The sequence below is a fragment of the Psychrobacter sp. AOP3-A1-26 genome, assembly GCF_052378235.1.
GTDB lineage: Bacteria > Pseudomonadota > Gammaproteobacteria > Pseudomonadales > Moraxellaceae > Psychrobacter.
The window spans coordinates 16,894-43,395 of record NZ_JBQSXN010000010.1; the positions used below are offsets into that span (position 1 = coordinate 16,894).

Here is a 26,502-nt window from a genome sequence, read left to right on the forward strand (position 1 = left end):
GCTTATAGATAAGGCGGTGGTAACAGCTTATCGCCGACGTTTAACGGCAACTCAGAATTTAGCACATAAGCATAACTAATATGATCAAAAGTATTAAACACCATCACCATACCACTTTGCTCATTTGGCAAGCGTACAGGCGTATCATTATCGCGGATATCGCGCACCAATGGCCCTTTTTGATAAACCATCAATACATCACCAGGCTTCGCGCCATGCGTACTACCTAGATTGATAGCAACCACACTGCCTTTTGCCGCTGAACTGATTGAGTCCATGACACGGACAATCATACCACCACGGCTAACCGACGCAGGTGCTGGATAAAATACTGGCGGGATAGAGTTATCTAGCTCGACAAATACGCGATCACCTTCACGTACTTCTTTGCCATAACTATCCGTAAGCTGCAAACTGGTGACACCGTTGGTTTCTGTCGAGGTAACCAAACCAGTCGCCACTTGCGTGACTTCTAAACCGATCACTTCTTGCGTTTTAGGATCAACATATAGCTCGCCCTCGCGGTAGATACCATAGCGCTGACCGACGATAAGTGGGACGCCTTTGGCATAAATCTTATCGCCACTTGCGGTGATTAAGTTGCGGTTTTTGGAAGCTAAAATATATGGCGTGGTGTTGAAATCTTCTGGATTGACGATGATCGTCTTATCCAACCAGTGCTGAATAGCAGACCATGGAATCGGCGGTATACTGTTGGCAGTGGAGGTAACGGCTACTGTGCTAGCCACCACATCGCCAGTGAGTTGTTTTTCAACCCCAGCACAGCCCTCGCCAGTATCTACTCCAATGAGTGTTTTGCCTTGAATCACACATAAAATAAGAATGTCATTGGGATAAATAAGATTGGGGTTTTTGATTTGCTTATTGGTTGCCCAAATCTCTTTCCAGCGCCACGGACTGTCTAAATAACGGCCTGAGATATCCCACAGAGTATCGCCTTTTTTGACGATGTAGCGATTGGGTGCATCTGCTTTAATGGTTGGGGGTGGATTATTAGCGTGGGCAGCATTCATTAGCATGGCACTGCTAAACGTCGTGATCAACAGCGCTTTTGCTATTTTTTTTAAGCTCATCTTCATTGTTATATCCACAATATGTACCGCTATTATCGCCACAATAACGCTTACTTAAGTCGATTAATCTCGAGGCTTTGTACTTGTTTGAGCAAGCAGTAATAAAGCATCAAGCACTTTACGGACTTAACAAGTTGTTTATGATGACGTTTAGAGGGCAGCTGTTCAGTAATTGGCTGGTATTATTCCTAAAAAGCGTCTAGCACATTGCTGATTCGCCGACGCCGTTCCTAATATTACAATTATATCTACCATAACACAATCATAAACACTTTATTACAATAGTGTAACCTTTATGTGGAAACCTTCTTTTATTTCTCCTTTAGATATGAGCTCAGGGCTATTAGCGCTTTATGCTGGATTTGGTGTAACATAATCGCGAATTTGTTCAGCAACCAACTCAGCGTTGTTGTCTAAAACGACCACATGTTGCGGCAAGCTCTCCAAACCCTCGGTATGGGCTGGGCGAGCAATATCTATTTGACCAATCGCCTCGACGATGGTGTCTGCAAACTTAACGGGTAGCGCCGTTTCGGCACAAACAATCACCTCACCTTCTCGCTGCAACTCTTTGGCGACCTTGATACCATCAGCGGTATGCGGATCGACCAATTCACCATGCTGTTCATAAAGCGCTTTGATGGTTTGTAGACGGTCACTATGGGTAGATTTGCCGGCAGCAAAACCATAACGTGTGTTAACCGCTTCCATTAGTTCAGGTAAATCAAAACCTTGTCCAGATTTGACCCCTTCAAACAACTCATGGACGCGGGCGCTGTCTTTATCAAGCAATAGATAAACAAAACGCTCAAAGTTAGACGCTTTGGAGATATCCATCGATGGACTTGAAGTCACATAGGTTTTTTCTGTTGGACGCGGCTGATAAGCACCTTGGTTAAAGAAGTCATTTAATACATCGTTTTCATTGGTGGCGACAATTAAACGCTCAATTGGCAAGCCCATCTCACGCGCGATATGACCGGCACAAATATTACCGAAGTTACCTGATGGCACGCTAAAGCTGATTTTTTCGTCATTACTATCAGTCACGGCAAAGTAAGCTTTAAAGTAATAAACGATTTGCGCCAGTATTCGACCCCAGTTGATTGAGTTTACGGTACCTAAGTTATAAGCTGCTTTAAATTCTGCATCTTGTTGTAATGCTTTAACAATATCTTGGCAATCATCAAACATACCATCGATGGCGATATTGTGGATATTGTCATCCGTTAAGCTATACATCTGCGCGCGCTGAAATTCGCTCATTTTGCCATGCGGTGACAACATAAAGACTTCGATGTTTTCTTTACCGCGTAGTGCATATTCTGCTGCACTGCCCGTATCGCCGCTGGTCGCGCCAATGATAGTAATACGTGCATCTTTTCTTTTAAGTACGTATTCAAAAGCATTGCCCAAAAACTGCATGGCAACGTCTTTAAATGCCAGCGTTGGACCATTTGATAAGCCTAAAACGTATAAATTGTCTTCAAGCTTACGCACAGGGACAATTTCGGCACTACCAAATATCTCTGCGGTATAAGTACGCTCAATAATATCTTGCAAATCAGCGGTAGGGATATCGGTAGCAAAGCGCTGCATGATCGCCATCGCTAGCTGTGGGTAGCTCAGCGTGCGCCACTTATCAAGCGTCGCACTATCAATATTTGGATAGCTCTCAGGTAGCATCAAACCACCGTCTGGCGCAAGACCCATCAATAGCACATCACTAAAATCCATCGGTGCTGTCTGACCACGGGTACTGATATATTTCATTAGATTGTCCTGTCTATAATGAGGTTATTCAATATTTAAAACGGTTTATTCAGCAGTTTTTTGCAGCAACGCATAATAAAAACCATCGCCACTCTCGCTATCAATCGGTAAGCACTGACGACCGATAGCCTGCTCGATACCCCAATTGCAATCATCGCTAAATTCAACGGCTGTTATATTATTATAGTAAGTCATGAAATCCTGCATCTGCTCGACGTTTTCTTGCTTTAAAATAGAGCAAGTGACATATAACAGATAACCACCAACTTTAAGTTGTGGCCATAAATTGTGCAAGATATCCGCTTGTAGCAAAGTGGTTTGCTCGACGTCTTCTTCGGTACGCAGGATACTGATATCAGGATGACGACGAATCACGCCCGTCGCGGTACAAGGTGAATCTAGTAATATAGCGTCAAATACAAGTTTACTCTTTTTCTTGCCTGCCCCTTGCCATGTCGTCGCGTCAGCACAGACGATATTGAGCTCGACATTCTTTTCAGCTTGCTGCAAGTCGTGCTGACTTAGATTCAAGCGCTGTAAATTAGTATGAATACGCTCGATACGCGGCGCTTCATTATCTATCGCAGTCAGCTTCACTTTCGAAACTAAAGGTACTGATTCGTCGTTTTGTTTCACGTGAAACAAGGTTGAATCATTTGAGCTGATTAATTCTAACCAATGAGCCAATTTACCACCCGGCGCCGCACAAGCGTCTAAAATACGGACCTCGTTGTTATTATTATTCGTGTCTGTATCGACGTCTACATCATCGTTTTTAATACTCAGCTTATTGAGTAACGCGCTATGGATAAGCGGCGCTGCAAGTTGCGCATGCATATCTTGTACGCTAGCAGCTCCTTCAGAAAATTGCGGTAAGGCATTCACTGCAGTGCTCTGATGTAATCTTAGCCCTTTGGTTAATATGCTATTAGATGAGGCTGTATCCGACGAGTTAGATAAGTTGAAACCACTCGTTAGCTCAACCAAATCCGCGTCAATCTCTGCCCCATCCAGTGCTTGCTGATAGTCAGCTACCGAGGTAACTGCTGTATTCACTCGTAAAAACATTGGCGCAGGTTGACGTAGGCCCTGCATCAAATCGTCATACTGCTCACTCCAATCTTGCTTGAGCTGATAGGCAAGCCAATTAGGCAAGCTGTGTTTTTTATCACACTTTTTACGGAACTTACTAGGGTTCTTGGCAACTTTACGCAAGATGGCATTGATTAAACCAGTCGCATGGGCGAACTCAATCTCTTTCGCCGCTTCGACCGTTTCATGAATCGCCGCATGGTCAGCCACTTCCAAATACAGCAACTGCACCAAACCCACTTGAATGGTAGTACGCACCTCAACTTCATCAATAGGGTTATCCGCTAGCGTATCAAGTAAACGCGCAAGCGCATGCCATTGGCGCAATGTCGTTAGCAATAGCGCATGAGCAAACCCTTTATCACCATCATGTAAACTATTTAATAACGGATCAAGGACGCTTGCGAGCGACTGACCGTTTTGAATAGCCAATAAAGTACGAATCACACGGACGCGGACGCTACCATTCATAATAAGGTTGCTTGACGGTTTGAGCTTATTATTTCTAGGCGCAGTGCTGGTTTGTCTCATTAAATTGGGTTTCCTTGACGTATGATAAATGGCGTCTTGTGCGAGTTAGTTTGTTGACAGAATAGGTTAAATTATTTTGTATCTATAGTGAATTGATCACCATCGTTTAGCTGATTGCCGTGGCAGATTTGCTCGGCAGTCATCGGCTTACCACCGGCAAACTGTAAGTCAGTTATGGCTAAAGTTCCAGCCGTTTCTTTGTCACCAGCCGTTGTACTATCAGTACCGCAAGCGACTAAAATCGCGTTGCGTCCAACACTGATGACCGTACCAGCAGGCTCATTGGTTTGCTGTGATGCGTTGATAGGCAAGCTGGCTAAAATTTTGACCCGCTGCCCTGCTAAAAAAGTATAAGCACCCGGCCACGGTGTCAGTCCACGGATTTGGCGTTCAATATCAGCAGCTGATTGTGCCCAGTCAATTGCGCCTTCAGTTTTGACCAGCTTTTCAGCGTAATTGGCTTGGCTATCATCTTGAGCGCTAGCCTGCGCTTGATAGATTGGCAAGTCCTGCAACACCGTAGTAATGGCCGTCGCTCCTAGAGCCGCCATCTTATCATGCAGGCTGGCAGCAGTATCATCAGGCTCAATATTAGCGCTCACCTTATAAAGCATGTCGCCTGTATCTAGCCCTTTGTCCATCTGCATAATGGTAATACCAGTCTCGTCATCGCCCGCCAATAGCGCACGATGAATCGGTGCTGCACCGCGCCAGCGTGGTAATAATGAGGCGTGAATATTTAGGCAGCCTAGCGTCGGTGTGGTCAATACGCCAATAGGCAAAATCAGCCCATAAGCGGCGACAATCATCACATCTGGCTGATAACTACGCAACGTCTGCCGCGCCGCCATTCCTTCTGTACTGGATTTTTTAAAGGTAACTGGTTGTTCAACAGCGATATCATGAGTTAATGCCACTTGCTTAACCGCTGACGCTGCCAGTTTTTGACCGCGACCTGCCTTGCGATCCGGTTGCGTATACACCGCAACGATGTCTATATTGAGTGACTCTTGCTGCTTGATTAATGTCTCAAGACTGATAGCAGCAAACTCAGGTGTGCCCGCAAACACAACCCTTAGACGCTTGCTAGAAGAAAGGTTATTGGTAGTAGACGGCGCGGATAGCGTAGAGGCAGAAGCAATTGTAGTCATAATCATGCATTATATAGGGTTAATTGACTCATTATAGGTGAGTTTACGACGTTGTGCCATGATTGTAACCGCGTCAATCGGAGTTACTAATGACCACATTTGTCTTTATAATAGAAAGTAGGCCACATAAGAAACACAGTACACAAACCACAGTCAGATCAGCAAGCCAGCTACTCCGACAAAATATTTATAACTCCACTATATTTTTTATGTCGACATAGGACCAAGTTTTCATGCAACAGTTTCAGTCCTTACAGCGCTTACTCATATTTTACACCTTGACGTTGACAGTCATGCTGTTGCTATATTATGTTGCGCTGTTTCATGAGATGAAACAGAACAGTGAACAACAGAGTATTGATACTTTTTATGCTTTACAGCACGACATCACTGAGCATGCTAACCCCTTAAACAGTGAAATCACAAAAATTCTAGAAAAACCGACGTTTGAGGGTATCAGTTATCAGTTGGTTTTTATGCTGCCATCGGGGCAGACTTATATCCACCGCCATACTCGCCCTAATGAAGCGACATTTTCAACCATTACCTTCCCTAAAGTTATCACCTCGTTACCCTCTAACACCTCTAATAACAGCGCTTATACACTGACTGCCTATAACTTAGCAGGTACGATTGTATTTAAAAGTGGGCATAAACTTCATATTATACTGCGCCATAAAGCCCTTGATATTGACTGGTTATCTTATCGCTACTGGCTACCACTGATGACCGCAATAATGTTTTTTATCGTCGCTTTACTTTATATGCTAAACCGCCGAACCAACTGGGAGCAGTTGTTACTTTATACCGATAACTTGGGTAGTCAGGCAAAGGAAGCTTACACGCCACCACCATTTATGGCGGATAAGTCGACTGCTGAGTTTTTGCGCTTAGGTCATGCACTGAGTCGTATCAGTTATCAGTTGCATAACAACCATCGACGTATTAAAACCCTCAAACACCGTCTGGAGCGTTTGGTTGAGCAAGCGCCATTACCGATGCTTATGATTATGCGCCATGGACAAATCAGCTTTTTTAACCAACGCTTTGAGCAAATATTTATAGGCTTACCTGAAAATCACCACCATTATGAATTGACAGATTTTTTCGCTGGTAAGGATGAATCCACCCAATTACTGCTAAAAACATTGTCAAACTTACGTGTCACTCGCACAGTGACCGTCTACGGATTACAAAACCAACAGTCATACCAGCTGCATATCACGCCATGGTTCGGTGAGCACGGACAAGTTCATGGCTTTACCGTACTTCTTAACAGCATTCATGAGTTCGCCAATCAAATTGAGCAGTTGCAACAACAGAACCAACAGCTTCAACAGCGAATTGAGGAATTCAAAGGATTAAACTCTGTCATCGGTCATAAACTACGCATACCGCTAGAGACTATGATCGACACGCTTGAACCGATCGATCCTCAGACATTGTCTATCCAGCAGAATAAGACTTTGAGTGTGTTGGTTAAAAATAGTCAGCGTATGCTAACCACGCTGTACGATATATTGGATATCGAAGAGATTGAGGTAAGAAAAACTCGCCTGAGTATCCAACCTGTCGATATCTATAAGCTTGGGCAAGAAGTTAACGCTTTAATCATCGATAAAACGCGGCAGCAGGGGCTTGAGCTGATTTACTTTTTTACCCCCAACTGCCCGCGTTACATTGACACTGATGATGTGCGCTTACGTCAAATTTTGCTTAATTTATTACATAATGCCATCAACTTTACCACTACTGGCTACGTGGCGTTGATTATCGAGACCATTAGCCAAGATCAAGTACCACAACTCGGTAAAAATAGCTTACCCGCTCTCAATGAGAATGTAGCAAAAGACCAACCCCATTATTGGGTGCGTTTTAGCGTACAGGACACAGGGGTCGGCATCACAGCAATTAAGCAAAGTCAGCTGCTTCATTATTTTGATCACAGTCATAATTACAATCAAGATATGAATCAAGTAGAACAAGAGGCTATCGAAACTGGACTGGGCCTAAATAACGTCAATAATTTTGCTCGGTTATTAGGCGGTTTTATTGAACTAAAAAGTACTGTCGATAAAGGCAGCAGTTTTGACCTTTATCTTCCTTGTCGTCATCCAAATTATCAATCGGTATATCACCACAGTCCGCATTTGACCCACATTCATCTTATGGCAGTCGTCAGTCAGCCACTGGTTGCCGAATACTTACAATCCTTGTGCAGCCATTTGTCTATCACAGCGACTATCTATACTTCTGTAGATTTAGCGTCCCTACCAGAGTTAATACAGCAGTTTGAGAAAAATGTGCAAACACTGGCGCCTATATTACTATTAGATTACGAATATCGTGACACCCGTGCCATCACAGTAGATGACGCGTCAAAATCAGACGAGCTCAAGTTGGTACAAACACAACCCGGTAATAATAAGCAAACGACAGCCAGTGACGACAGTCAGCCAATACTAAATCAGCTGCTTGCTGATATATTATTACCCAAGCTACTGTTTAGCATGAAACCCGAACGCCGTATCCCCTCTATACTGTTGGATAAATGCGATGGCTTTTTGACAAAACCTTTGGACAGCGCCTTGCTGATCTCCGAGTTGATGCGCTTGACCTTGCCCGTCAGGCAAGTACTGGCACAAGCACAAACTGTCAAAGCCGAGGTTAGTAAACCAACCAACCCATCAGCTAACCCATCGGTTAACCCTGAAACAGCCTTACCCCTTATATTAGTAGTAGAGGACAGCCCAACCAATCAAAAAATCGCCTGCAAAATACTAAGCAAGCTCGGTTATCGTAGCATCGTGGCAGAAGATGGGCAGCAAGCATTAGAGGTATTGGAAACGCAGCGGCAGGAGATTTCACTTATTTTGATGGACTGCCGAATGCCTGTCATGGACGGCCTACAAGCCACCCAAGCTATTCGCGCCCAAGGCGACGATATTCCTATCGTCGCCTTAACTGCCAATAATACCCAAGAGGATCGCGATGCCTGTATCCAAGTAGGAATGGATGATTTTTTAGCTAAACCTATCGATAAAAAGCAATTGGAGGTCGTTTTACAGAGTTTTATAGAAGCTTAACCACAACTTATGCAGCGGCTGCTTGTATAGTTAATTTACTTTAAAACAAATACGAGTGCTACTGGAATGAATTTTTCGCAGCCTCTGTCACGCTTGCGAACAGCAAGTAAGAAAAACTTACTCCAGTAGCACGTGGCTAACAACGTACAGATTTTATTTAGAACTGCCTACCTCTAAACACTTTATACAGAAAAAATCTGTTCTGCCGATAGTTTAATCACGACCTAATAACCTGTTTTTATATCTCTCCAATATCTACTTCATAAAGCCATTATCTGCTAAAAATGCCTCAGATAACTGACTTTGTGGGTTTGGTGCATTCATACCACTCGTTTGCGATTTATTTAATAAACGCTCTAAATAGCGCGCGACGATATCGACTTCGATATTAACCTTGCTGCCTACCAGCCAATGCTTGGCAATATTGGTCACTTTAGCGGTATGCGGGATGATGTTTAGAGAGACAATATTGTCACGTACCAGATTGGTCGTCAGGCTAATACCATCGACCGTAATAGAACCTTTAGTGGCTGTATAATGCGCCAGCTCTGATGGTATGGTGATTTCGATATGAATAGAACGCGCATCCTGTTGTAGCTTGCTAACTACGCCTACTCCATCTACGTGACCGGCGACAATGTGACCACCAAAACGCGTGGTCGGTAGCATCGCTTTTTCTAAATTAACAATATGACCCGATTTTAACGTTTCTAGGGCGGTACGAGCGATAGTTTCACGTGAAACATCAACAGAGTAATAGTCGCTACCAAGTTGGACGACGGTCAAGCAAATACCGTTTGAGGCAATAGAATCTCCTAACTTTACATCGCCAAAATCCAATTCATCAGACTCTATCGTTAAGCGTATGTCACCGCCCATAGGCTGCATAGACTTAACCTTTCCAACACCTTCTATAATTCCAGTAAACATATTGACCTCATCTCATGGTTATATTGTTGCTATAAACAATATATTTTAATTGATTAGGGGCTGTATAGAATTCATCTATTAGGACTGCTGATCGCTAAAATAATTCCAGACTAGGCGTAAATCGAAGGTAATGTCGAGACCTTAGCTAGATTTACAACAACGTCTGGGGCGATTTTAGCATCAGTCCGAAGGAACAGGACTATTTTTTGCCACTTCATAGCCAAAACTATCGCGCTTAGAATGACTAAACTTACTATTTTTGGCGTCGAATTGCCTAAAAAATAGTCTCTGTCAGTTCCTTAGCTGAATTCTATACAGCCCCTAAAACTCTTATCAGCGTTCGCATATGGTCTATTTCTTGGTGAAACGTCTGCTTATCTTATGCTTATCATAGGATAAGTTGTGGATAAGTAATCGTAAAACAACCCAAGGCACCCTAAAACCTTGGTTTACGTAAAGTTATCCACAACAAGTATTTTTCTAGCTAAAAACTCCATACTTTAAAAAATCAGACTAAGTAACTGATTTTTATATTAAAATTATTATCTTTAATGGAAATCTAGATACGATTGTTTCATGTGGAACAAAGTTATGCACAGTTTCATGTGAAACCTTGATTAAGCATTTTTAGTTATCCACATTCAACCCACATTATGCCCAAGCTGTGAGTAAGTTGTTTATAACTAACAGGTTTATAGCGGTAATAAAGTAATTTTTAGGTCAGAACTTAGCTGCTCATGGCAGTGAATATCGAAGCGCAGCTGTTGAGCCAAAGATAGTGGATTAAACTCCACCATTGGCCGCGCTTGAGACCCTAACAAACAAGGCGCTTGGTACACAATCAGCTCGTCTACCAGTTGCTGACTTAAAAAACTGCCTGCCACGCTAGCACCGGCTTCTATCAACACGTCATAACACTTATGTTCATTGACCAAAACGGTAAGTAAGTCGTTTAAATTGTCTTCACGCCAATACAGCGTCTCGGTACTGCGACACAACTGATAGTTAGATTGTGGACTATACGCTAAGCGTTGACGTCTATCGAGTACCACTATCTTGGGAGCGGGAACTTGCTCGGGGGTGATACCTAGTTGATGGGAGCGAACATTAAGCTGGGGATTATCAGCCATGACAGTTTCGCTACCCGTAATAATAGCGCCACTTTGCGCCCGTAACTTCTGTACGTCTTCACGGGCAGCAGCGGAGGTAATCCACTTAGATTCCCCAGTTGCCATCGCTGTGCGACCATCAAGACTGGTGGCAATCTTGAGCCTCACATAAGGCATTTGGGTGCGCATTGCCTTTAAAAACCCACGATTTAATGCTTCTGCTTGCTCGGTTAATACACCAACCGTTACCTCAATACCAGCTTGCTCTAATACCCTCACCCCGTGTCCTGCAACTTGTGGATTCGGATCGAGCCCTGCAATCACCACACGTTTCACCCCAGCATTCACAAGGGCTAACGCACAGGGCGGTGTGCGCCCCGTATGGCTACATGGCTCTAAGGTCACATAAGCAGTTGCCTCTACTGCCCGCTCTCCAGCATCTGTGAGCGCAAACACTTCTGCATGCGGCTCTCCCGCTTTAGGATGATACCCTTGACCAACGATCTCTGCTGCTTGGACGATGACACAGCCCACTGCTGGGTTGGGTCTAGTCGTATACAAGCCTTGCTTGGCTTGTTCGATAGCAAGCATCATAAAGTAGCGGTCTTGCGAGTCTTGAGAATGGTTTTGAATTGACATAGGGGTTAACTTAATCAATGAGTGAGAGTTATTAGGGCGTGTTGAACATTCAGCCATGGCACTGACAGAAGCTATCAGAAGCTATGCAGAAAGAGGCGGCGCAAAACTTATCCAGTAATCGTTGTTTATTCTATAGTGGAGCTACTATATCTAAGAAAATAAAGGATTCAGCTTATTTTTCATTGGGTCGAATATTGGCGATTTCTTGATGAAAAGCATCAATGTCTTGAAAATCACGATAGACGCTTGCGAAGCGTACATAAGCGACATCATCCAAAGTTTTGAGCTCACTCATGATGATTTCACCCAAAACCTTGCTGCTTACTTCACGCTCTCCCATTTGTCTAACACGCTTTTCTATACGGCTAATCATCGCCTCTTGCTCATCAATAGTGATAGGACGCTTTTGTAATGGTAGTAAGATAGAGCGGCGCAGCTTTTCATTATCGTACGGCTCAATTTTGCTGCTCGATTTGATAATTCTAGGCATTACCACCTCTACCATCTCAAAAGTAGTAAAACGCTCTTGGCAACTATTACATGAGCGGCGGCGGCGCACTTGAGCACCTTCCGCGGCAAGCCGTGAGTCAATAACCTTGGTCTCTGACGCATTACAATATGGGCAGTGCATAGCATTTTCCTTATTTTAAGATGGAGCATACAACGGGTTATTTACCAATGCAAAAGCTACCAAATATTTTACCTAACAAATCATCAGCACTGAACTCACCTGTTATCTCGCCTAAGCTTTGTTGAGCTTGGCGTAAGCTTTCGGCAACCAATTCTCCTGCTTGAAAGACGGTCAACTGCTCATGCGCCTCTGCCAAACAATCCGCCGTCCGTCTGAGTGCATCTATATGCCGTGTGCGAGCGATTAGGCTGTTTTCTGGGGGATGGAAACCTACTTTAGCGCACAAGGTTTCGACTAAATTATCGATACCTACGCCTGTTTCACATGAAACATTAACTTGTTCGTAGCCACGATTTTCTATTTCAAGTTGCGAATCAGAGTCGATTTGTGCGCCACTACTGTCCCTTAATAGATCACTTTTATTGGCAATAATTAATAAGCGCTTGGCTTCTGGCAGCTCACCAAATAGCTGCTCAGCGAGCTGTAAGGGTGTGATTTCCTCTTCAAGATCACGGGTGACATCATAAACCATCAGCAGCATATCAGCCTGAGTAATTGCTGTTCTAGCACGCTCAATGCCAATGCGCTCAACCGTATCTTCTGTCTCGCGCAAACCAGCGGTGTCAGTCAAATGCAGCGTTAAACCATTGAGAACCACTGTCTCTTGCAGCGTATCGCGAGTGGTGCCTGCTACGTCGGTGACGATAGCACGCTCTTGTCCTGCCAAACGATTCAATAAGCTTGATTTACCCGCGTTAGGTCTGCCCGCCAACACCACGTGAATACCATCGCGTAACAGCTGTCCTTGTTTTGCCGTTGCTAGTACTTGCTGTATCTTGGCTTGTGTTTGCTCCAGCTGAGTTTGTATAACCCCATCAGATAAGAAGTCCACATCCTCCTCATCAGGAAAATCAATAGCCGCTTCTACATGGAGTCGCAGGTGAATTAACTGCTCAAGCAGCTGATTAATCTTTTGTGAAAACTCACCGCTAAGCGATCGAATCGCACTACTTGCAGCAGCAGCGCTGGTCGCATCGATAGCGTCAGCGATTGCCTCTGCCTGTACCAAATCCAGTTTATCATTATCAAAAGCGCGGTAAGAAAACTCTCCGGCACTCGCTTGTTTTGCCCCCAATTCAAAGACACGTGCTAGCAGCTGGTTTTGTAAAATCATCCCGCCATGCCCTTGCAGTTCAATCACATCTTCGCCTGTGAATGAGTTTGGTCCCTTAAAATACAGCACCAAACCCTCGTCAATGACCGTACCATCAGCCTGATAAAAACGGCAAAAACTGGCCATACGTGGTTTAAATTCTGACTTACCGGTGAGCTTACACGCGATGTCATGTGCGCGTGCGCCTGATAGCCGTATAACGCCGACACCACCACGCCCAAGCGGTGTTGCAATAGCAGCAATCGTGGCCAATCCAGATGCGTTGGGCTGTTCAGATGAATTAGGTGCAGTCGACGGCTTCTCTAAAGAATCCACAATTACTCTCACTAGCTAAAAACTCCATTATAGACGGCTGGACGCAGACTGACAAAGCAAACTTTGGATAGCAACAGCACGTTACTATTTACTTTATTACTTTACTACAAGCGCATCGTTTTTATTTTGAGCTGACTATATAGTCAATTCGATATAGAAAAATACAGTGCGATTGGTATTAATTTTTTGCAGCCTCTGTCAGCGTAGATACAGCAAGCAACAAAAATTAATACCAGTCACGCGTCAAAAAAAATGTATTTAGTGTCAACCATAGTACATATAGACCAGCTATAAAAAAACCACCGCTGACGCGATGGTTTTATCAATGCTGGTTCTATTTGAAGACTGGTTAATCGACTACCTTGACGGTACGACGCTTTTGTTCTTCTTCAACTTTCTTATTAACAATATACTGCTGGGTCATACTAAACAAGTTATTCACTGTCCAGTATAGTACCAAACCAGCTGGGAAGAACAGCATAAATGCGGTAAAGATAATAGGTAAAAACTTCATCACTTTTGCTTGCATTGGATCAGCTGGCTGCGGGTTAAGCTGCTGCTGTGTAAACATCGATGCACCCATAAGCAGTGGCAAGATAAACCACGGATCCATCGCTGATAGATCCTGAATCCATAATATCCATGGTGCATGACGTAGCTCAACACTCTCAACCAGCACCCAATAAAGCGCTAAGAATATTGGCATCTGCATAAGAATTGGTAAACAACCCGCCATCGGATTGACCTTTTCTTCTTTATAAATGCCCATCATCTCTTGCGACATCTTCATACGATCGTCGCCATGCTCTTCTTTTAGCGCTGCTAGACGAGGTGCGATAGCCCGCATCTTCGCCATTGAGTAGTAGCTTTTATTCGAAAACCACATTAAGGCAATTTTCACTAAAACAGTCAGTCCAATAATTGACCAACCCCAGTTACCGATAACCTTATGAATACCATCCAAGATAGCAAATAATATCTTCGATATTGGCCATAACAAGCCATAATCGACGGTCTTATTAAGGCCGACTGCCACATCTTTTAGCTCAGACTGTACCTTTGGACCGGCATACAGTGTCGCGTTTAACGTCATTTGCTTGCTTGGAGCTACATTGACTACTTCGCTATTAAAGCCAATAAAGTAATCATTTCCCGTTTCACGACTAAAGAATTTACCCGTAAAGTTTTCAGGCGTCCATGCAGAGACAAAATAGTGCTGTACGATGCCGACCCAACCCTTATCACTGGACGTGGCCAATCCACTATCGCTGAACTTGCCAAATTTTAGCTTATTATAAGGATCGTCAGGTGTACCCCAAGCGCCGCCTAAATAAGTCGCCATGCTCAGTGCGCCTTTATCTGACATGCCAGGGTCTTTACTGTCATCGCGTTTTAGCTGCGCAAACATCTGACCTTGCCACGCGTTGGTAGAAGCGTTTTGAATTTGGTAGCTAATATCAATCGGATATTTATTTTCAGTAAAGGTAAAGGTCTTGGTAATTGTCACGCCATCTTTTTTATAAGTAAGCGGTACAGACAACGTTTGTTGACCTTCTTCCATCACGTAATTATTAGCAGTATGGCTATAATTAGCACGGCCTTCTGCCGTATCGATACCATTTTGACCGATTAGACCAGATTGAGCCACGTACACACGATTGCTGTTATTTTCTAACAATACAAAAGGTTTATCACTATCGAGTGTCGCGTCATACTGCTTGAGAGCAGCATAAACAATATCACCGCCTTCTGGATTAATTTTTATATCATAGCGATCGGTGGTTACCGTGATGAGACCTGCATCTTTAGCAGGAGTAGCCGTCACCGTACCAATATCGACTGCACCATTATCAACAGGTAGCGTCTGTGACGGAATATCACCTGCTGCACCGGTGGTAGAAGGAATGTCAGCACCTACTGAAGAGGTGGTTTCTGGCACTGCATCTACCGCTGGCGCATCGGCATAATCATCTCGCCATGCCAAAATCAGCAGATAAGCGGTGATTAGCATCGCAATGATGATCATCACCCGAAATATCTTTTGCATAAACCTTTCCTAGATTAAAAAATTAGGGAATGAAAAATTAGGGCATGTGTCGTGACCATACAACAAAGTTATCTTGATATCTGACAACTATATTGCTAGTCATTTACATAAAATGTGCATTATTTTACTAAAATTCTGCCTTAAATGATACCAAGAGTGTGGATAACTTGTGGGTAACTTAATAGACCTGATACCAGCGCCATGAGACTCTTACCATTATGTCAAACTCATCAAATAATTTAGCCGTGAAACATAGCTTTTGTTGTCTCGATAAACACCAATACCTTGAAGACTCATATTTAATGAAGTAGTAAAAGGTACGTATTGATAAACATAAGAAGCTAAAGGTAGCGGCACAAAATCAACGCCATGTCCACCTAAAGGGTGGCAGCTACCAATACGCTTTAATAACAACCAACCCCCCGCTCGAACACCGTGCCATGCCAAAGCTTGTTTGCCATAATTCGAGCATGTTGGGTAATAACGACAACGAGCAGGTATTACTGGACTTATTACTCTTTGATAAAAGATAATCAAATAAACAATAGACTTATTTAAAAAATTATTTTTATCTTTTAATAAAACTTTCATTTTATTTAATTTCTATTTTTTTAAAAATATTATTTATTTGTTTTTTCAATTCTTTATTGTCTAACTCTTTTATAGATTTTTTAACAATGAAAACAATATCTTTATTTTCTAAGATAGAAGATCTTATTCGAAACTGCTCACGTATCTGCCGTTTAATGAGATTTCGAGCGACCGCGGTAGGTACTTTACGCTTAGTGATAGCCATACCTACTCGTGGTTGGTCATGCGTATTGGTTCGTACAAAGGCCATGAGATGGCTTTGATGCAGCTTACGCTCAGGCGCATCAAACACCTCACGAAAGGCGTTAGGCGTTAGCAAGCGTTGCTCTTTAGTGAAGCGGGCGGTAGGTATCGCTGAGACAGTATTGGACATAGTACAACCTAGTATGAAAGCTAATAACAATATTAGAATAATAGCAAAATATAGAGACAAAAAAAGCGCCTATGTGGGCGCTTTTGATATATGGCTACGTGTCAGTTGTGATGATTGACTATCGCAATCTACCAATAAACAATAGATACACAACAAGCACTACTAGCCATGCTTATCGCAATCTACTGATTATACAGTAAGACGATGACGTCCTTTAGCGCGGCGACGAGCTAAGACCTGACGGCCTTTTTTAGTTGCCATACGTGCACGGAAACCGTGAGTACGTTTACGCTTGATCACGCTTGGTTGGAATGTACGTTTCATAACTCACCTGTCAAAATAATGGACTAAATTCGTAATAGCGGAGGATTATACCATTCCATAATATATTGGTCAATAAACGAATTGGATTTGTTTGTTGATGTGTGTTTTTACTCTGCTAGAAGTAAGTTTGTTCCACACTCTTTATTTTTATTTGATATTTATTGCTTGTAGTTATCGGTTCATCTTAGTTACTTTTTATCGACTTCTTGAAAGTTATCCACAGAATTTAACGAAATCCATAATAATAATTGATTAATATATATAGATATTGTTGTTATTGGGAGGCTTATTATCTGTGGTTAAGTCTAAATTTCTTTTTATTATCAAAAGACTAGACTATGGGTAAGCCTGTGGATAACCTGTGGGCTAAATATGGATAACTCGAGTAATAAACTTATCCACAAAACTATCCACAGCCTTATCCACAAAAAACAAGGTGTTATCCACAGGCTTCTGTGTTAGATTAACCCCTGCCCACTCTATGGTTTTTTATCATTTTGCCAAGGTAGTTTTGGCTGAATAATGATGGGCAGTATTTAGTGTTAGATAAGAGGTTTATACCACTTAGGCACATCTATTATTTTAGTTTATAGGGTTAGTATTTTTCATGATAGACACAGCAAATATTTGGGATAGATGTCTAAACGACTTGCGTTACAACGTCAAAGACAATGTATTTACCATGTGGTTGAGACCTTTGTCTGCCCATCAAGAAGCACAAACTCTTATTATTCTTGCTCCTAATGATTACTTTGTGACTTATATTAAAAAAAATCATTTGCAAGATATTCAGCAGTTGGTCGCTAAGCACAGTCAAGGAAGTATCGAAGAAGTTGTGGTTCGCGTCGATAACGCTGGACGTGACACAGGCGATAATAGCCAACCACAGTCAGGGTCTTTGTTTACAGAGGATAAGCCCTCCCCTCCCCCTGCTGATCATAAATTTGAAACCATTCATCATAACAATGCAAAAGCAGATATTGATGCCAATATGCGGCATGCAGAGTTAATCGACTCTGCTGATGCCAAATCTTTAAGCTATCTAAACCCTGATTTTACTTTTGAGACATTTGTCACTGGTAAGTCCAATAACCTGGCCTACAAAGCCTGTTATGAGCTTGGTAAGCGCCAATCAAAAAATCGCCACAATCCACTATTTATATACGGGCCTTCTGGGTTGGGGAAAACGCATTTAATGCATTCTGTAGCACATCGCTATTTAAAAAATAATCAAAGTTTTTATTATTTCACTTCTGAAAAATTTATTAATCAATTAGTTTATTCTTTAAGAAATAATAAAATAGAAGATTTTAAAAAGAAAATAAAAAAAGTAGATTTATTAATTGTAGATGATATTCATGTATTAGCAGGAAAGACTAAAAGCAGTAATGAGTTTTTGACATTATTTGCTGATTTTACTAGTGGTGACAAACAGCTGATTTTGGCTTCTGATCGTCATCCATCACAAATGACGGAGTTTGATGAACGTTTTAGATCGCGGTTTTCTTGGGGCTTAACGGTCGCTGTCGATCCACCTGAAATTGATACTCGCGTACAAATTCTGCAGAAAAAAGCGGCTTCGTATGGCATGACATTGCCTAAAGAGTGCGCCCTATTCATTGCTCAAAATGTGGTTTCTAATGTCAGGCGTCTTGAAGGGGCGTTAAATCAAGTATTTGCCAACGCTAACTTGACGGGCGCACAAATTACACTAGAGATGGTGCAATATGCGCTAAAAGACATCGTAGCGATGCGGGTACAGGCCGTTAATATGGATAATATTCGTAAGGTGGTCGCTGAATATTATGATGTAACGGTCAAAGATATTATGGGTCGTAAACGTACGCGCAGTATTGCCAGACCGCGTCAAATAGCAATGACACTCTCACGAGAGCTAACTGGCGATAGTTTTCCTGAGATTGGACAGTCATTTGGTGGACGCGATCACACGACGGTGATGCATGCTTGTGATAAAGTTAATGAGTTGCGAGCAGCGGATCCAGCGTTTGACAAGGATTACAAAACGCTTGCATTGATGTTACAAGCGGGTTAGCAGCCTTTGCTACGGCTGTGTTTTAGTCGCTCGATATGGTTTATAATATTGACCATATCGAGCGCATAGACATTGATGGATTATAGTGAGTAGACAAGGTATTATTAAGCCATTATTTTAAATTTTATAAAAATAACCATTCAAAAAGTCATCTAAACAAGAAAACCCTTTAAACAAGAGTAACTAAGCATGCAATTATCGATTAATCGAGAGTCGTTACTAAAAGCCATTAACTTGATAGCCAAGGCGGCGGATAAGCGCCACAATATGGTCATCTTGGGCAATATTAAGTTACAGCTGTCTGAGTCAGCGCTTATTTTGACGGCATCTGACTTAGAAGTAGAGCTGACATCGACGTTGAAATTGCCTGCGGGTGCTTGTATCGAAGCGGGTACAACGACTTTGCCGGCGACGAAATTGAAAGATATCTGTAAGTCGCTGCCTGCTCAAGCGCAAGTCAATCTCGCCACTCAAGAAAATGAACGCTGTTTGCTGACCAGTGGCAAAAGCCGCTTCACCTTGGGGACATTACCTAGCGAAGACTATCCAAGTTTGGGCAATCCTGAAAACATCACACCCTTGACCATCAGTCGTAGCCGCCTGACGGATTTGATTCATAAGACCCAGTTTGCGATGGCGATTCAAGATGTGCGTTATTACCTCACTGGTATGTTGTTTGATGTGTCACAGCAGCAATTGACGACGGTCGCGACCGATGGGCACCGATTGGCTTTGGCGCGCAGTGTTATCGATGTGAATGCTGATTTAAATATGCAGGCTATCTTGCCGCGTAAAGCGGTGATTGAGCTTGAACGCTTGGCCGCTGAGCTAGGTAAAATGCTTGGTGATCAAGACAACGCAGTGACACTGAGCTTCGGGCGTGAGTTTTTGCAAGTAAGTTTGCCGTTCGGCGATGTGGATAGTGCAGGGCAGGTCAGTGAAAATCTGATGGTGACCTTTACCGCGCGTTTGATAGATGGCAAATTCCCTGATTATCGCCGCGTTATGCCAAGCAATACGGATAAACTGGCGTTATTCAATCAAGAAAAAATGACCGATGTGCTGCGCCGTGTAGCAATTTTAAGTAATGAAAAATCTCGCGGTGTGGTGTTTAATTTTGCCAGTGATGGCATGGTAGAAGTACGTGCCAACAACGCTGAGCAAGATGAAGCGGTGGAGATGATTCAGGCAAAATATCAAGGTGAGCCAATGGAGCTATCGTTTAATGCTGCATATCTGCAAGATGTATTGGGTGTCATCCAAGGCGATTTGCAAATGCACATGAGCCAATCAAATGCTTCCGTTTTGGTCAATCAACTGAATGATGAGTTTCATCAATATGTCATTATGCCGATGCGTATATAGTAGATTCACTATAAAGACGATACAGTGTATTGGTTATAAATCTTTTGCAGTCTCTGTTAGTGCCATCGCCGAAGGATCAAACACGCCCTATATATAAATATAAGCACTCTTAAATCGAGTGCTATATTATATAATATAACCTTCTATATTTAACTGGTTTATCAAACTTTTGCCTGTTATTAAAACAGCAATCTCACTAGGCGGCTGTCGGTACTATGATTGAACGTCTGCAAATATCTCATCTTCGCAACTTAACCTATGTCAACTTATCATCAGCTGCTTGCAATGTCATTATCGGTGCCAATGGTAGTGGGAAAACCTCGTTACTTGAAGCTATATTCTTATTATCCCGTGGTAAAAGCTTTCGGCATAGTCAACCAAAGCGCTATGTTCAGCATCATCAACCAGCAGCCATCGTCTATGCTAAGCTCATTGATGGCAGTACCTTAGCCATTCAAAAGCAAATCGATGCGACGACCATTCTACGTCTTAATCAAACCACCGTTTATAACCAAAGCATCCTAACCGAGCAACTGCCAACACTACTGATAGATCCATCGACCATGGATATGTTAGAGCAGGGTAGTGCCAGTCGTCGCCAGCTATTAGATTGGTTGGTGTTTCACATGAAACAAGGCTTTCATCCGCAATGGGTAGCGTATCAACGACTGCTAAAACAGCGCAATAGTTTGCTAAAAAAGACCCGTCATTTAACCCAAGTGCAACTCGCTGAGCTAAAATCATGGGATAGAGGGCTTAGTAATCATGCAGCGCTTATCCATCATTATCGTGAGCGTATATTTACAGAGTGGCAGCCTTATTTTTCTGAAAGCATTGTGCAATTATTGCCAGCTTATGCTGAGCAATTGAGTCTGAGCTATAACGCTGGCTATGATACCAATGTTGCGCTTGACGTACAGCTCAACGAGCGTCTAGAGCAGGATTTGCAATTGGGCTATACCCGTATCGGCAATCATCGTGCTGATGTTCATGTGCATTGGCGCTCGAATGAGGCAGTTGACATGAGTCGTGAGCACACACAGACGAGTGCGCCGTTAAAAAATGAGGTAAGTACTAAGTTGCCCATCCTAAAAGAGCAGGCCGCTAATGTATTGTCTCGTGGTGAAAAAAAGTTACTCATCACGGCATTACGCTTGTCACAGTTACCATTGTTACTTAATGCTGAAAGCGATACGGGTTTACCGAGCAATGACTCAAAATTAAAAGCCACACCAGTCGTATTATTAGACGATATCACCGCAGAATTAGATGGTCGGGCGATACAGATTCTACTATCGGCTTTAGCACGGCTGCCGTGTCAAGTATTCATGACCAGTTTGACCGATGATATTGTGCCTTTGGTGCAACAGTTATGGTCAGAACCTAAAGTGTTTCATGTGAAACAAGGTGATATTTTAGCTTTATAAGTACTTTGTTTTTTTGATAGAGTTTTTTACCATCAGCATTCTCATTGCTCACTTCTCTTTCTATAAAACCTTCAAATCTATGGTTCTTCATCTCATCTTTTTATCAAAACAATCACTATTTTAAAAAGGGCGCTTAGTATTGATAAAGCTCTCAGTAAACAGTGACTTAGAGGCAAAAAAATGCTAAAATAGAGCTTTATTTTTGTCCTGTTTTCAGTAAGTTATTTGATGGCATTATATGGATGATTTTTATTGTCCGTAATTTTATAAGTAGTTGATAGTTATACGTTTCATTTACTCCATTGGCTTTGATAATGTTTAAAAAAAAGAAGCCAATGTTAGACAGGTGAAACGCTGGAACTTAAGTTGCTTTTAAGTCGATATCAACACTCAAATTTTTTGGTTAACCCTGTTTTAACCAATAATGCATATCAAAGGTTTTGACTACAATATTTAAGTCTCAAGTATTTAAGTCCAAAATAACGTTATAAAGCGTCATCGTAGTGGTGCGCTCATAACAAACGGCTGATTACGGCTAGATTAAGGAATGCACATGAGTGATTCATTACCTACCGACCACGAGCAATTAACGACAGACCACGTGGCAGCAACTACTGCACCAGATGTGGTTTCTGAAGGGTTACCGTCTGATTATAGCTCCAAAGATATTCGTGTATTGCGTGGGTTAGAAGCAGTACGCGTGCGCCCTGGTATGTATATCGGTGATACCGATGACGGTACGGGTCTACATCATATGGTCTTTGAGGTGGTGGACAACTCTATTGACGAGGCGCTCGCTGGTCATTGTGATCAAATTGATATCATTATCCATGAAGACGAATCTGTCAGTGTGATGGATAATGGTCGCGGTGTTCCCGTCGATATCCATCCAGAAGAAGGCGTGTCTGCGGCGCAGGTTATTATGACCGTACTGCACGCAGGTGGTAAGTTCGATGATAATAGCTATAAAGTTTCGGGCGGCTTACATGGTGTCGGTGTTTCGGTGGTTAATGCGCTATCCAAAACGCTTGAGATGAATATCTGGCGTGAAGGTTATCATTACAATCAGACTTATACTGATGGTGTCCCTGACAGCGAAATTCAACAGATGGAAGCGACCGAGCAAACTGGTACGCAAATCCGCTTTTACCCCAGTAATGACGTATTTACTGGCACCATCTTTGAGTACGATATTTTAGCCAAACGCTTACGTGAATTATCATTCCTCAACTCTGGTGTGCGTATCGTCCTAACCGATGAGCGTATCGATAAGCGTCATGAGTTTGAGCATAAAGGTGGTTTGTCAGAATTTGTCAGTTACATCAATGCTGGCAAAGATGGCATTAACGAGGTCTTTCATTTTGTCAGTGAACAAGATGATGGCATCAGTGTCGAAGTGGCGTTGCAATGGACCGATACTTATAACGAAAAAGTACTTTGTTTCACCAATAATATCCCGCAGCGCGATGGTGGGACGCATTTATCTGGCTTCCGTTCGGCATTGACCCGTGGTTTAAACAGCTATATGGATCGTGAAAACTTATTCAAAAAAGAAAAAGTCGTCGCAACCGGCGATGATGCCCGTGAAGGCTTGACCGCTATTGTCTCTGTTAAAGTCCCAGATCCAAAGTTCTCGAGTCAGACTAAAGATAAGCTGGTCTCAAGCGAAGTGAAATCGGCTGTCGAATCAGCGATGCATGATAAGTTTAATGATTATCTGCTTGAAAACCCAAGCGCTGGTAAAGCAATCGCCGGTAAGATTATCGATGCGGCACGTGCGCGTGATGCGGCGCGTAAGGCACGTGAGATGACTCGCCGTAAGACTACTTTGGATATTGCTGGTTTACCGGGCAAGTTAGCAGATTGCCAAGAAAAAGACCCTGCATTATCCGAGCTATACATAGTGGAGGGTGACTCTGCAGGCGGTAGTGCTAAGCAAGGTCGTAGCCGTAAGACCCAAGCGATTTTGCCATTAAAAGGTAAAATCCTCAACGTTGAGCGTGCCCGTTTTGACAAAATGCTGTCTTCTGCTGAAGTCGGTAACCTGATTACCGCACTTGGCTGCGGTATCGGCCCAGATGAATATAATCCTGATAAAGTGCGCTATCATAAAATCATCATCATGACCGATGCGGACGTCGATGGTTCACATATTCGCACCCTTCTATTGACGTTTTTCTTCCGTCAAACGCCTGAGCTCATTGAGCGCGGTTACATTTATATCGCTCAGCCACCGCTTTATAAGGTAAAAAAAGGCCGTCAAGAATTGTATCTAAAAGACGATGAAGCGCTAAAAGCGTATTTGTTGTCATCGACGATTGATAGCACTAAGCTACATATCAGTGCTGACGCGCCTGCCATCACTGGCCAAGCGTTAGAAACACTACTCAATGATTATAACCAAACGCAGCTGATAAAAGCACGTTTGCAGATTCGTTTTCCGGCGGTGGTTTTAGATGCCTTGACGCATACGCCGAAGCTTAGCACCGACATGACTTATGACAAGTCAGCGATGCAAGCATGGAAAGAAGCCATGCAAACCCAGCTTGAGCGCTTCGGTAGTGACTTAAACCCTGAGATTGAGTTGGTTAATATTCATGCGCCGCAGCCAAAAAATATGGATGCCGCCGCTGCTGATTTGTTGGGTATGAAACCAGAAGTAGAGGCTGAAGTAGCGGTAGATGGTGAAACGTTAACCACTAAAGCACAGTGGCTCCCACGTATTACTGTTTATGTGCATCAGTTGGCCCATCATTATTTGTTGGATGCTAGCTTTATTAATTCAGGCGAATACAGCAAGCTGCTGCGCTTATCGAGCGAGTGGAATACCTTGCTTGCAGAGGATGCCTTTATCCGCCGTGAAGCATCGGCGGGTACGACCAAAGATATTCCAGTACGTGATTTTGATTATCTATGGCAGCAGATGATGATGGATGCGCGTCGAGGTCTATCTGTGCAGCGTTATAAAGGGCTGGGTGAGATGAACGCGGATCAGCTTTGGGATACGACGATGGATCCTGAAAACCGTCGTATGCTACGCGTGACGATTGAAGACGCGATTGCCGCTGACCATATGTTTACCTGTCTAATGGGCGATCATGTCGAGCCGCGCCGTATTTTCATCGAAGAGAATGCATTGACGGTATCTAATCTGGATATTTAATATTTGAAATTAGCCTGTTTATTCTATAAAGTCATCCTGCTAGCAGGATGACTTTTTTTGTTTCATGTGAAACAAAGTAAATAAGATAGTGAGGAAAATACCATGCTAAACACAGAACAAAAGAAGTATTTATCACAACTACCAAAAACAGCCTTAGTTGATTTTGTCGCTGATGTGTATGGTGTAGATAAAATGCTAGATAAAAAAATTGAGCGTCTGCTATTACAGTCAGATAAGCCTAAGCTCATAAAAAAGTTAACCACTACCCTAAAAGGACTTAGAAGACGAAGGAAGTTTGTAGATTACTGGGAGTCTAGCGAATTTGCTACTGAGCTTCAGCACTTAGCCAGTGACATAATGAGCCTTTATCCTGAGCAACCACAAGAATGCTTGACGTTACTTGAGTTATTTATAGAGTCTACTAATGCTAGCTTAGAACGTGCTGATGACTCGAACGGTTATATTGGTGACGTGTATAGAAGGTTAACCTTGTCTTGGTTGACAGTTGCTAACACTTGCTATGAGCAAGAAAAGCAGGACATCGCTGTTGATGAGCGCGATATACTCAGTCACGCTTGGGTAAAGAAAGTAAAAGCGCTGGCTGATGATAATGAGTATGGTACTAAAGATAATTTATTAGAAAATATTGGTCAGCTGTTATCTGAGCCTGAGATACGTGGATTGATCGCTGATTACCAACAAGAGCGCGGGATTATCCAAACAAAAAAGGCAAATGAAGATACACTCAATGAAAGGCAAAACAGCCCTTTAAGCGATGATGCTTTTTCAATTAACTATGAAAAAATGGTAATTGAGATCGCCATAAAAAATCTAACAAGGGCGCTAGGTGATGTGAGTTTTTTTGAAACCAGCTTTTTTGAGATGCAAGAGACTAGACCGGTTCATCCTCGAAGATTAGAAGAGTTGCTAACATTTTTGCTAAATCAAAGAGCTTTTGATAAGGCACTACACTACTTAAATGAAGAGTGGCAAAGCGATGGTTTGATGGATAAGATCAGACGCTTGGATTGGCTGAGTAACCTACACCACATGCAAAAAGATACCGATGCGCTCATGGAGGTGCTAGGCGAGGCGTTTGAGCTACAACCAACCCCTTCGCGGCTAAAAGCTATCATGGCTGCGGCCAGTCCTGCTCTGCAAGCTCAGTGGCGAAAAAGAGCTTATGAGCTGGCAGACCAACAAGAAAATGTATTTATCGCAACATCGCTACTGCTAGAGATAGGAGAGATTGAGCTTGCCAATGAGGTCGCAGTTGCCCGTCATTGCCAGTTTGCTGATGTGCATTATACAGATCTAGCAGGCATGTTAAAGGATTTGCCAGCTGAGACAGATTTACTTCAAGTTGTTATTTATCGCAGTTTGCTTAACGATATTCTAGACAGCTCTCGCAGCAAGGCTTATGGTCACGCAGCTCGCTACTTCAATCGTCTAACAAAGCTTGATACGATTATTAGTAAATCCTCTAAGCTTTATAATGAACTTGCGACTCATAACGAATACGTCATTACGCTTAAAGATAAGCATGGTAAAAAGCGTAGTTTTTGGGAAAAGGTAAACGATTAGATTGATGTAGCGTTTCACGTGAAACTTATGACAATAAGCAAAAAGAAGCG

General features: G+C 42.8%; 18 protein-coding genes. 6 read left to right on the forward strand and 12 right to left on the reverse strand.

Translation table 11 applies throughout. From position 1 onward, the window contains the following. Positions 1-2: 2 nt before the first annotated feature. The 4 genes from ACT3TU_RS03335 to fmt all read right to left on the reverse strand — a co-directional run bounded on the left by ACT3TU_RS03335 (position 3) and on the right by fmt (position 5,641). Entirely contained in the window at positions 3-1,100 is a 1,098-nt protein-coding gene (locus tag ACT3TU_RS03335; RefSeq protein ID WP_225735236.1) for a LysM peptidoglycan-binding domain-containing protein, read from the reverse strand. A gap of 345 nt (positions 1,101-1,445) precedes the next feature. Beyond that, the gene (gene thrC / locus ACT3TU_RS03340) at positions 1,446-2,867 is read right to left on the reverse strand and encodes a threonine synthase (RefSeq protein ID WP_192522774.1); all 1,422 of its coding nucleotides are present in this window, start codon (positions 2,865-2,867) and stop codon (positions 1,446-1,448) included. A gap of 45 nt (positions 2,868-2,912) precedes the next feature. Then, positions 2,913-4,490 carry a transcription antitermination factor NusB gene (locus ACT3TU_RS03345; RefSeq protein WP_192522773.1) on the reverse strand — a complete coding sequence of 526 codons (1,578 nt, stop codon included), beginning with the start codon at positions 4,488-4,490 and terminating at the stop codon, positions 2,913-2,915. A gap of 71 nt (positions 4,491-4,561) precedes the next feature. Further along, a complete protein-coding gene (fmt, locus tag ACT3TU_RS03350; RefSeq protein WP_192522772.1) occupies positions 4,562-5,641 on the reverse strand; it encodes a methionyl-tRNA formyltransferase in 1,080 nt (359 codons plus the stop codon). A 233-nt stretch (positions 5,642-5,874) separates the two neighbouring features. Here fmt and ACT3TU_RS03355 point away from each other — a divergent pair, with 233 nt between their 5' ends. Beyond that, positions 5,875-8,727 carry a response regulator gene (locus tag ACT3TU_RS03355; RefSeq protein ID WP_192522771.1) on the forward strand — a complete coding sequence of 951 codons (2,853 nt, stop codon included), beginning with the start codon at positions 5,875-5,877 and terminating at the stop codon, positions 8,725-8,727. A gap of 255 nt (positions 8,728-8,982) precedes the next feature. Here the strand turns inward: ACT3TU_RS03355 and ACT3TU_RS03360 are convergent, their stop codons facing one another. From ACT3TU_RS03360 to rpmH, 8 genes are all read right to left on the reverse strand, one after another. Then, entirely contained in the window at positions 8,983-9,657 is a 675-nt protein-coding gene (locus ACT3TU_RS03360) for a riboflavin synthase (protein WP_192522770.1), read from the reverse strand. A 692-nt stretch (positions 9,658-10,349) separates the two neighbouring features. Beyond that, positions 10,350-11,405: a bifunctional diaminohydroxyphosphoribosylaminopyrimidine deaminase/5-amino-6-(5-phosphoribosylamino)uracil reductase RibD gene (ribD, locus tag ACT3TU_RS03365; protein WP_444784024.1), complete on the reverse strand. Its 1,056-nt coding sequence runs from the start codon at positions 11,403-11,405 to the stop codon at positions 10,350-10,352. Positions 11,406-11,577: 172 nt separating this feature from the next. Next, a complete protein-coding gene (nrdR, locus tag ACT3TU_RS03370; RefSeq protein WP_192522768.1) occupies positions 11,578-12,036 on the reverse strand; it encodes a transcriptional regulator NrdR in 459 nt (152 codons plus the stop codon). 37 nt (positions 12,037-12,073) lie between these two features. Then, positions 12,074-13,462: a tRNA uridine-5-carboxymethylaminomethyl(34) synthesis GTPase MnmE gene (gene mnmE / locus ACT3TU_RS03375; protein ID WP_192522790.1), complete on the reverse strand. Its 1,389-nt coding sequence runs from the start codon at positions 13,460-13,462 to the stop codon at positions 12,074-12,076. Between the two features lie 412 nt (positions 13,463-13,874). Then, positions 13,875-15,572 (reverse strand): membrane protein insertase YidC, encoded by a 1,698-nt coding sequence (gene yidC / locus ACT3TU_RS03380; protein WP_192522767.1) that lies wholly within the window; start codon positions 15,570-15,572, stop codon positions 13,875-13,877. 216 nt (positions 15,573-15,788) lie between these two features. Further along, on the reverse strand, positions 15,789-16,163 hold the full coding sequence (gene yidD / locus ACT3TU_RS03385) for a membrane protein insertion efficiency factor YidD (protein WP_192522766.1): 375 nt from the start codon (positions 16,161-16,163) through the stop codon (positions 15,789-15,791). Between the two features lies 1 nt (position 16,164). After that, positions 16,165-16,536 carry a ribonuclease P protein component gene (gene rnpA / locus ACT3TU_RS03390; RefSeq protein WP_444784025.1) on the reverse strand — a complete coding sequence of 124 codons (372 nt, stop codon included), beginning with the start codon at positions 16,534-16,536 and terminating at the stop codon, positions 16,165-16,167. Between the two features lie 189 nt (positions 16,537-16,725). Next, positions 16,726-16,860, reverse strand: a complete 135-nt coding sequence (gene rpmH / locus ACT3TU_RS03395; protein WP_007394757.1) for a 50S ribosomal protein L34 — start codon at positions 16,858-16,860, stop codon at positions 16,726-16,728. 607 nt (positions 16,861-17,467) lie between these two features. Between rpmH and dnaA the strand changes: the two genes are divergently transcribed. The 5 genes from dnaA to ACT3TU_RS03420 all read left to right on the forward strand — a co-directional run bounded on the left by dnaA (position 17,468) and on the right by ACT3TU_RS03420 (position 26,452). Beyond that, entirely contained in the window at positions 17,468-18,913 is a 1,446-nt protein-coding gene (gene dnaA / locus ACT3TU_RS03400; RefSeq protein ID WP_192522764.1) for a chromosomal replication initiator protein DnaA, read from the forward strand. Positions 18,914-19,102: 189 nt separating this feature from the next. Further along, positions 19,103-20,278: a DNA polymerase III subunit beta gene (dnaN, locus tag ACT3TU_RS03405; protein ID WP_192522763.1), complete on the forward strand. Its 1,176-nt coding sequence runs from the start codon at positions 19,103-19,105 to the stop codon at positions 20,276-20,278. Between the two features lie 215 nt (positions 20,279-20,493). Beyond that, positions 20,494-21,705: a DNA replication/repair protein RecF gene (gene recF, locus ACT3TU_RS03410; protein ID WP_192522762.1), complete on the forward strand. Its 1,212-nt coding sequence runs from the start codon at positions 20,494-20,496 to the stop codon at positions 21,703-21,705. A gap of 553 nt (positions 21,706-22,258) precedes the next feature. Further along, a complete protein-coding gene (gene gyrB, locus ACT3TU_RS03415; protein ID WP_225735235.1) occupies positions 22,259-24,868 on the forward strand; it encodes a DNA topoisomerase (ATP-hydrolyzing) subunit B in 2,610 nt (869 codons plus the stop codon). Positions 24,869-24,970: 102 nt separating this feature from the next. Then, entirely contained in the window at positions 24,971-26,452 is a 1,482-nt protein-coding gene (locus ACT3TU_RS03420; RefSeq protein WP_192522761.1) for a DUF6880 family protein, read from the forward strand. Positions 26,453-26,502: the final 50 nt, after the last annotated feature.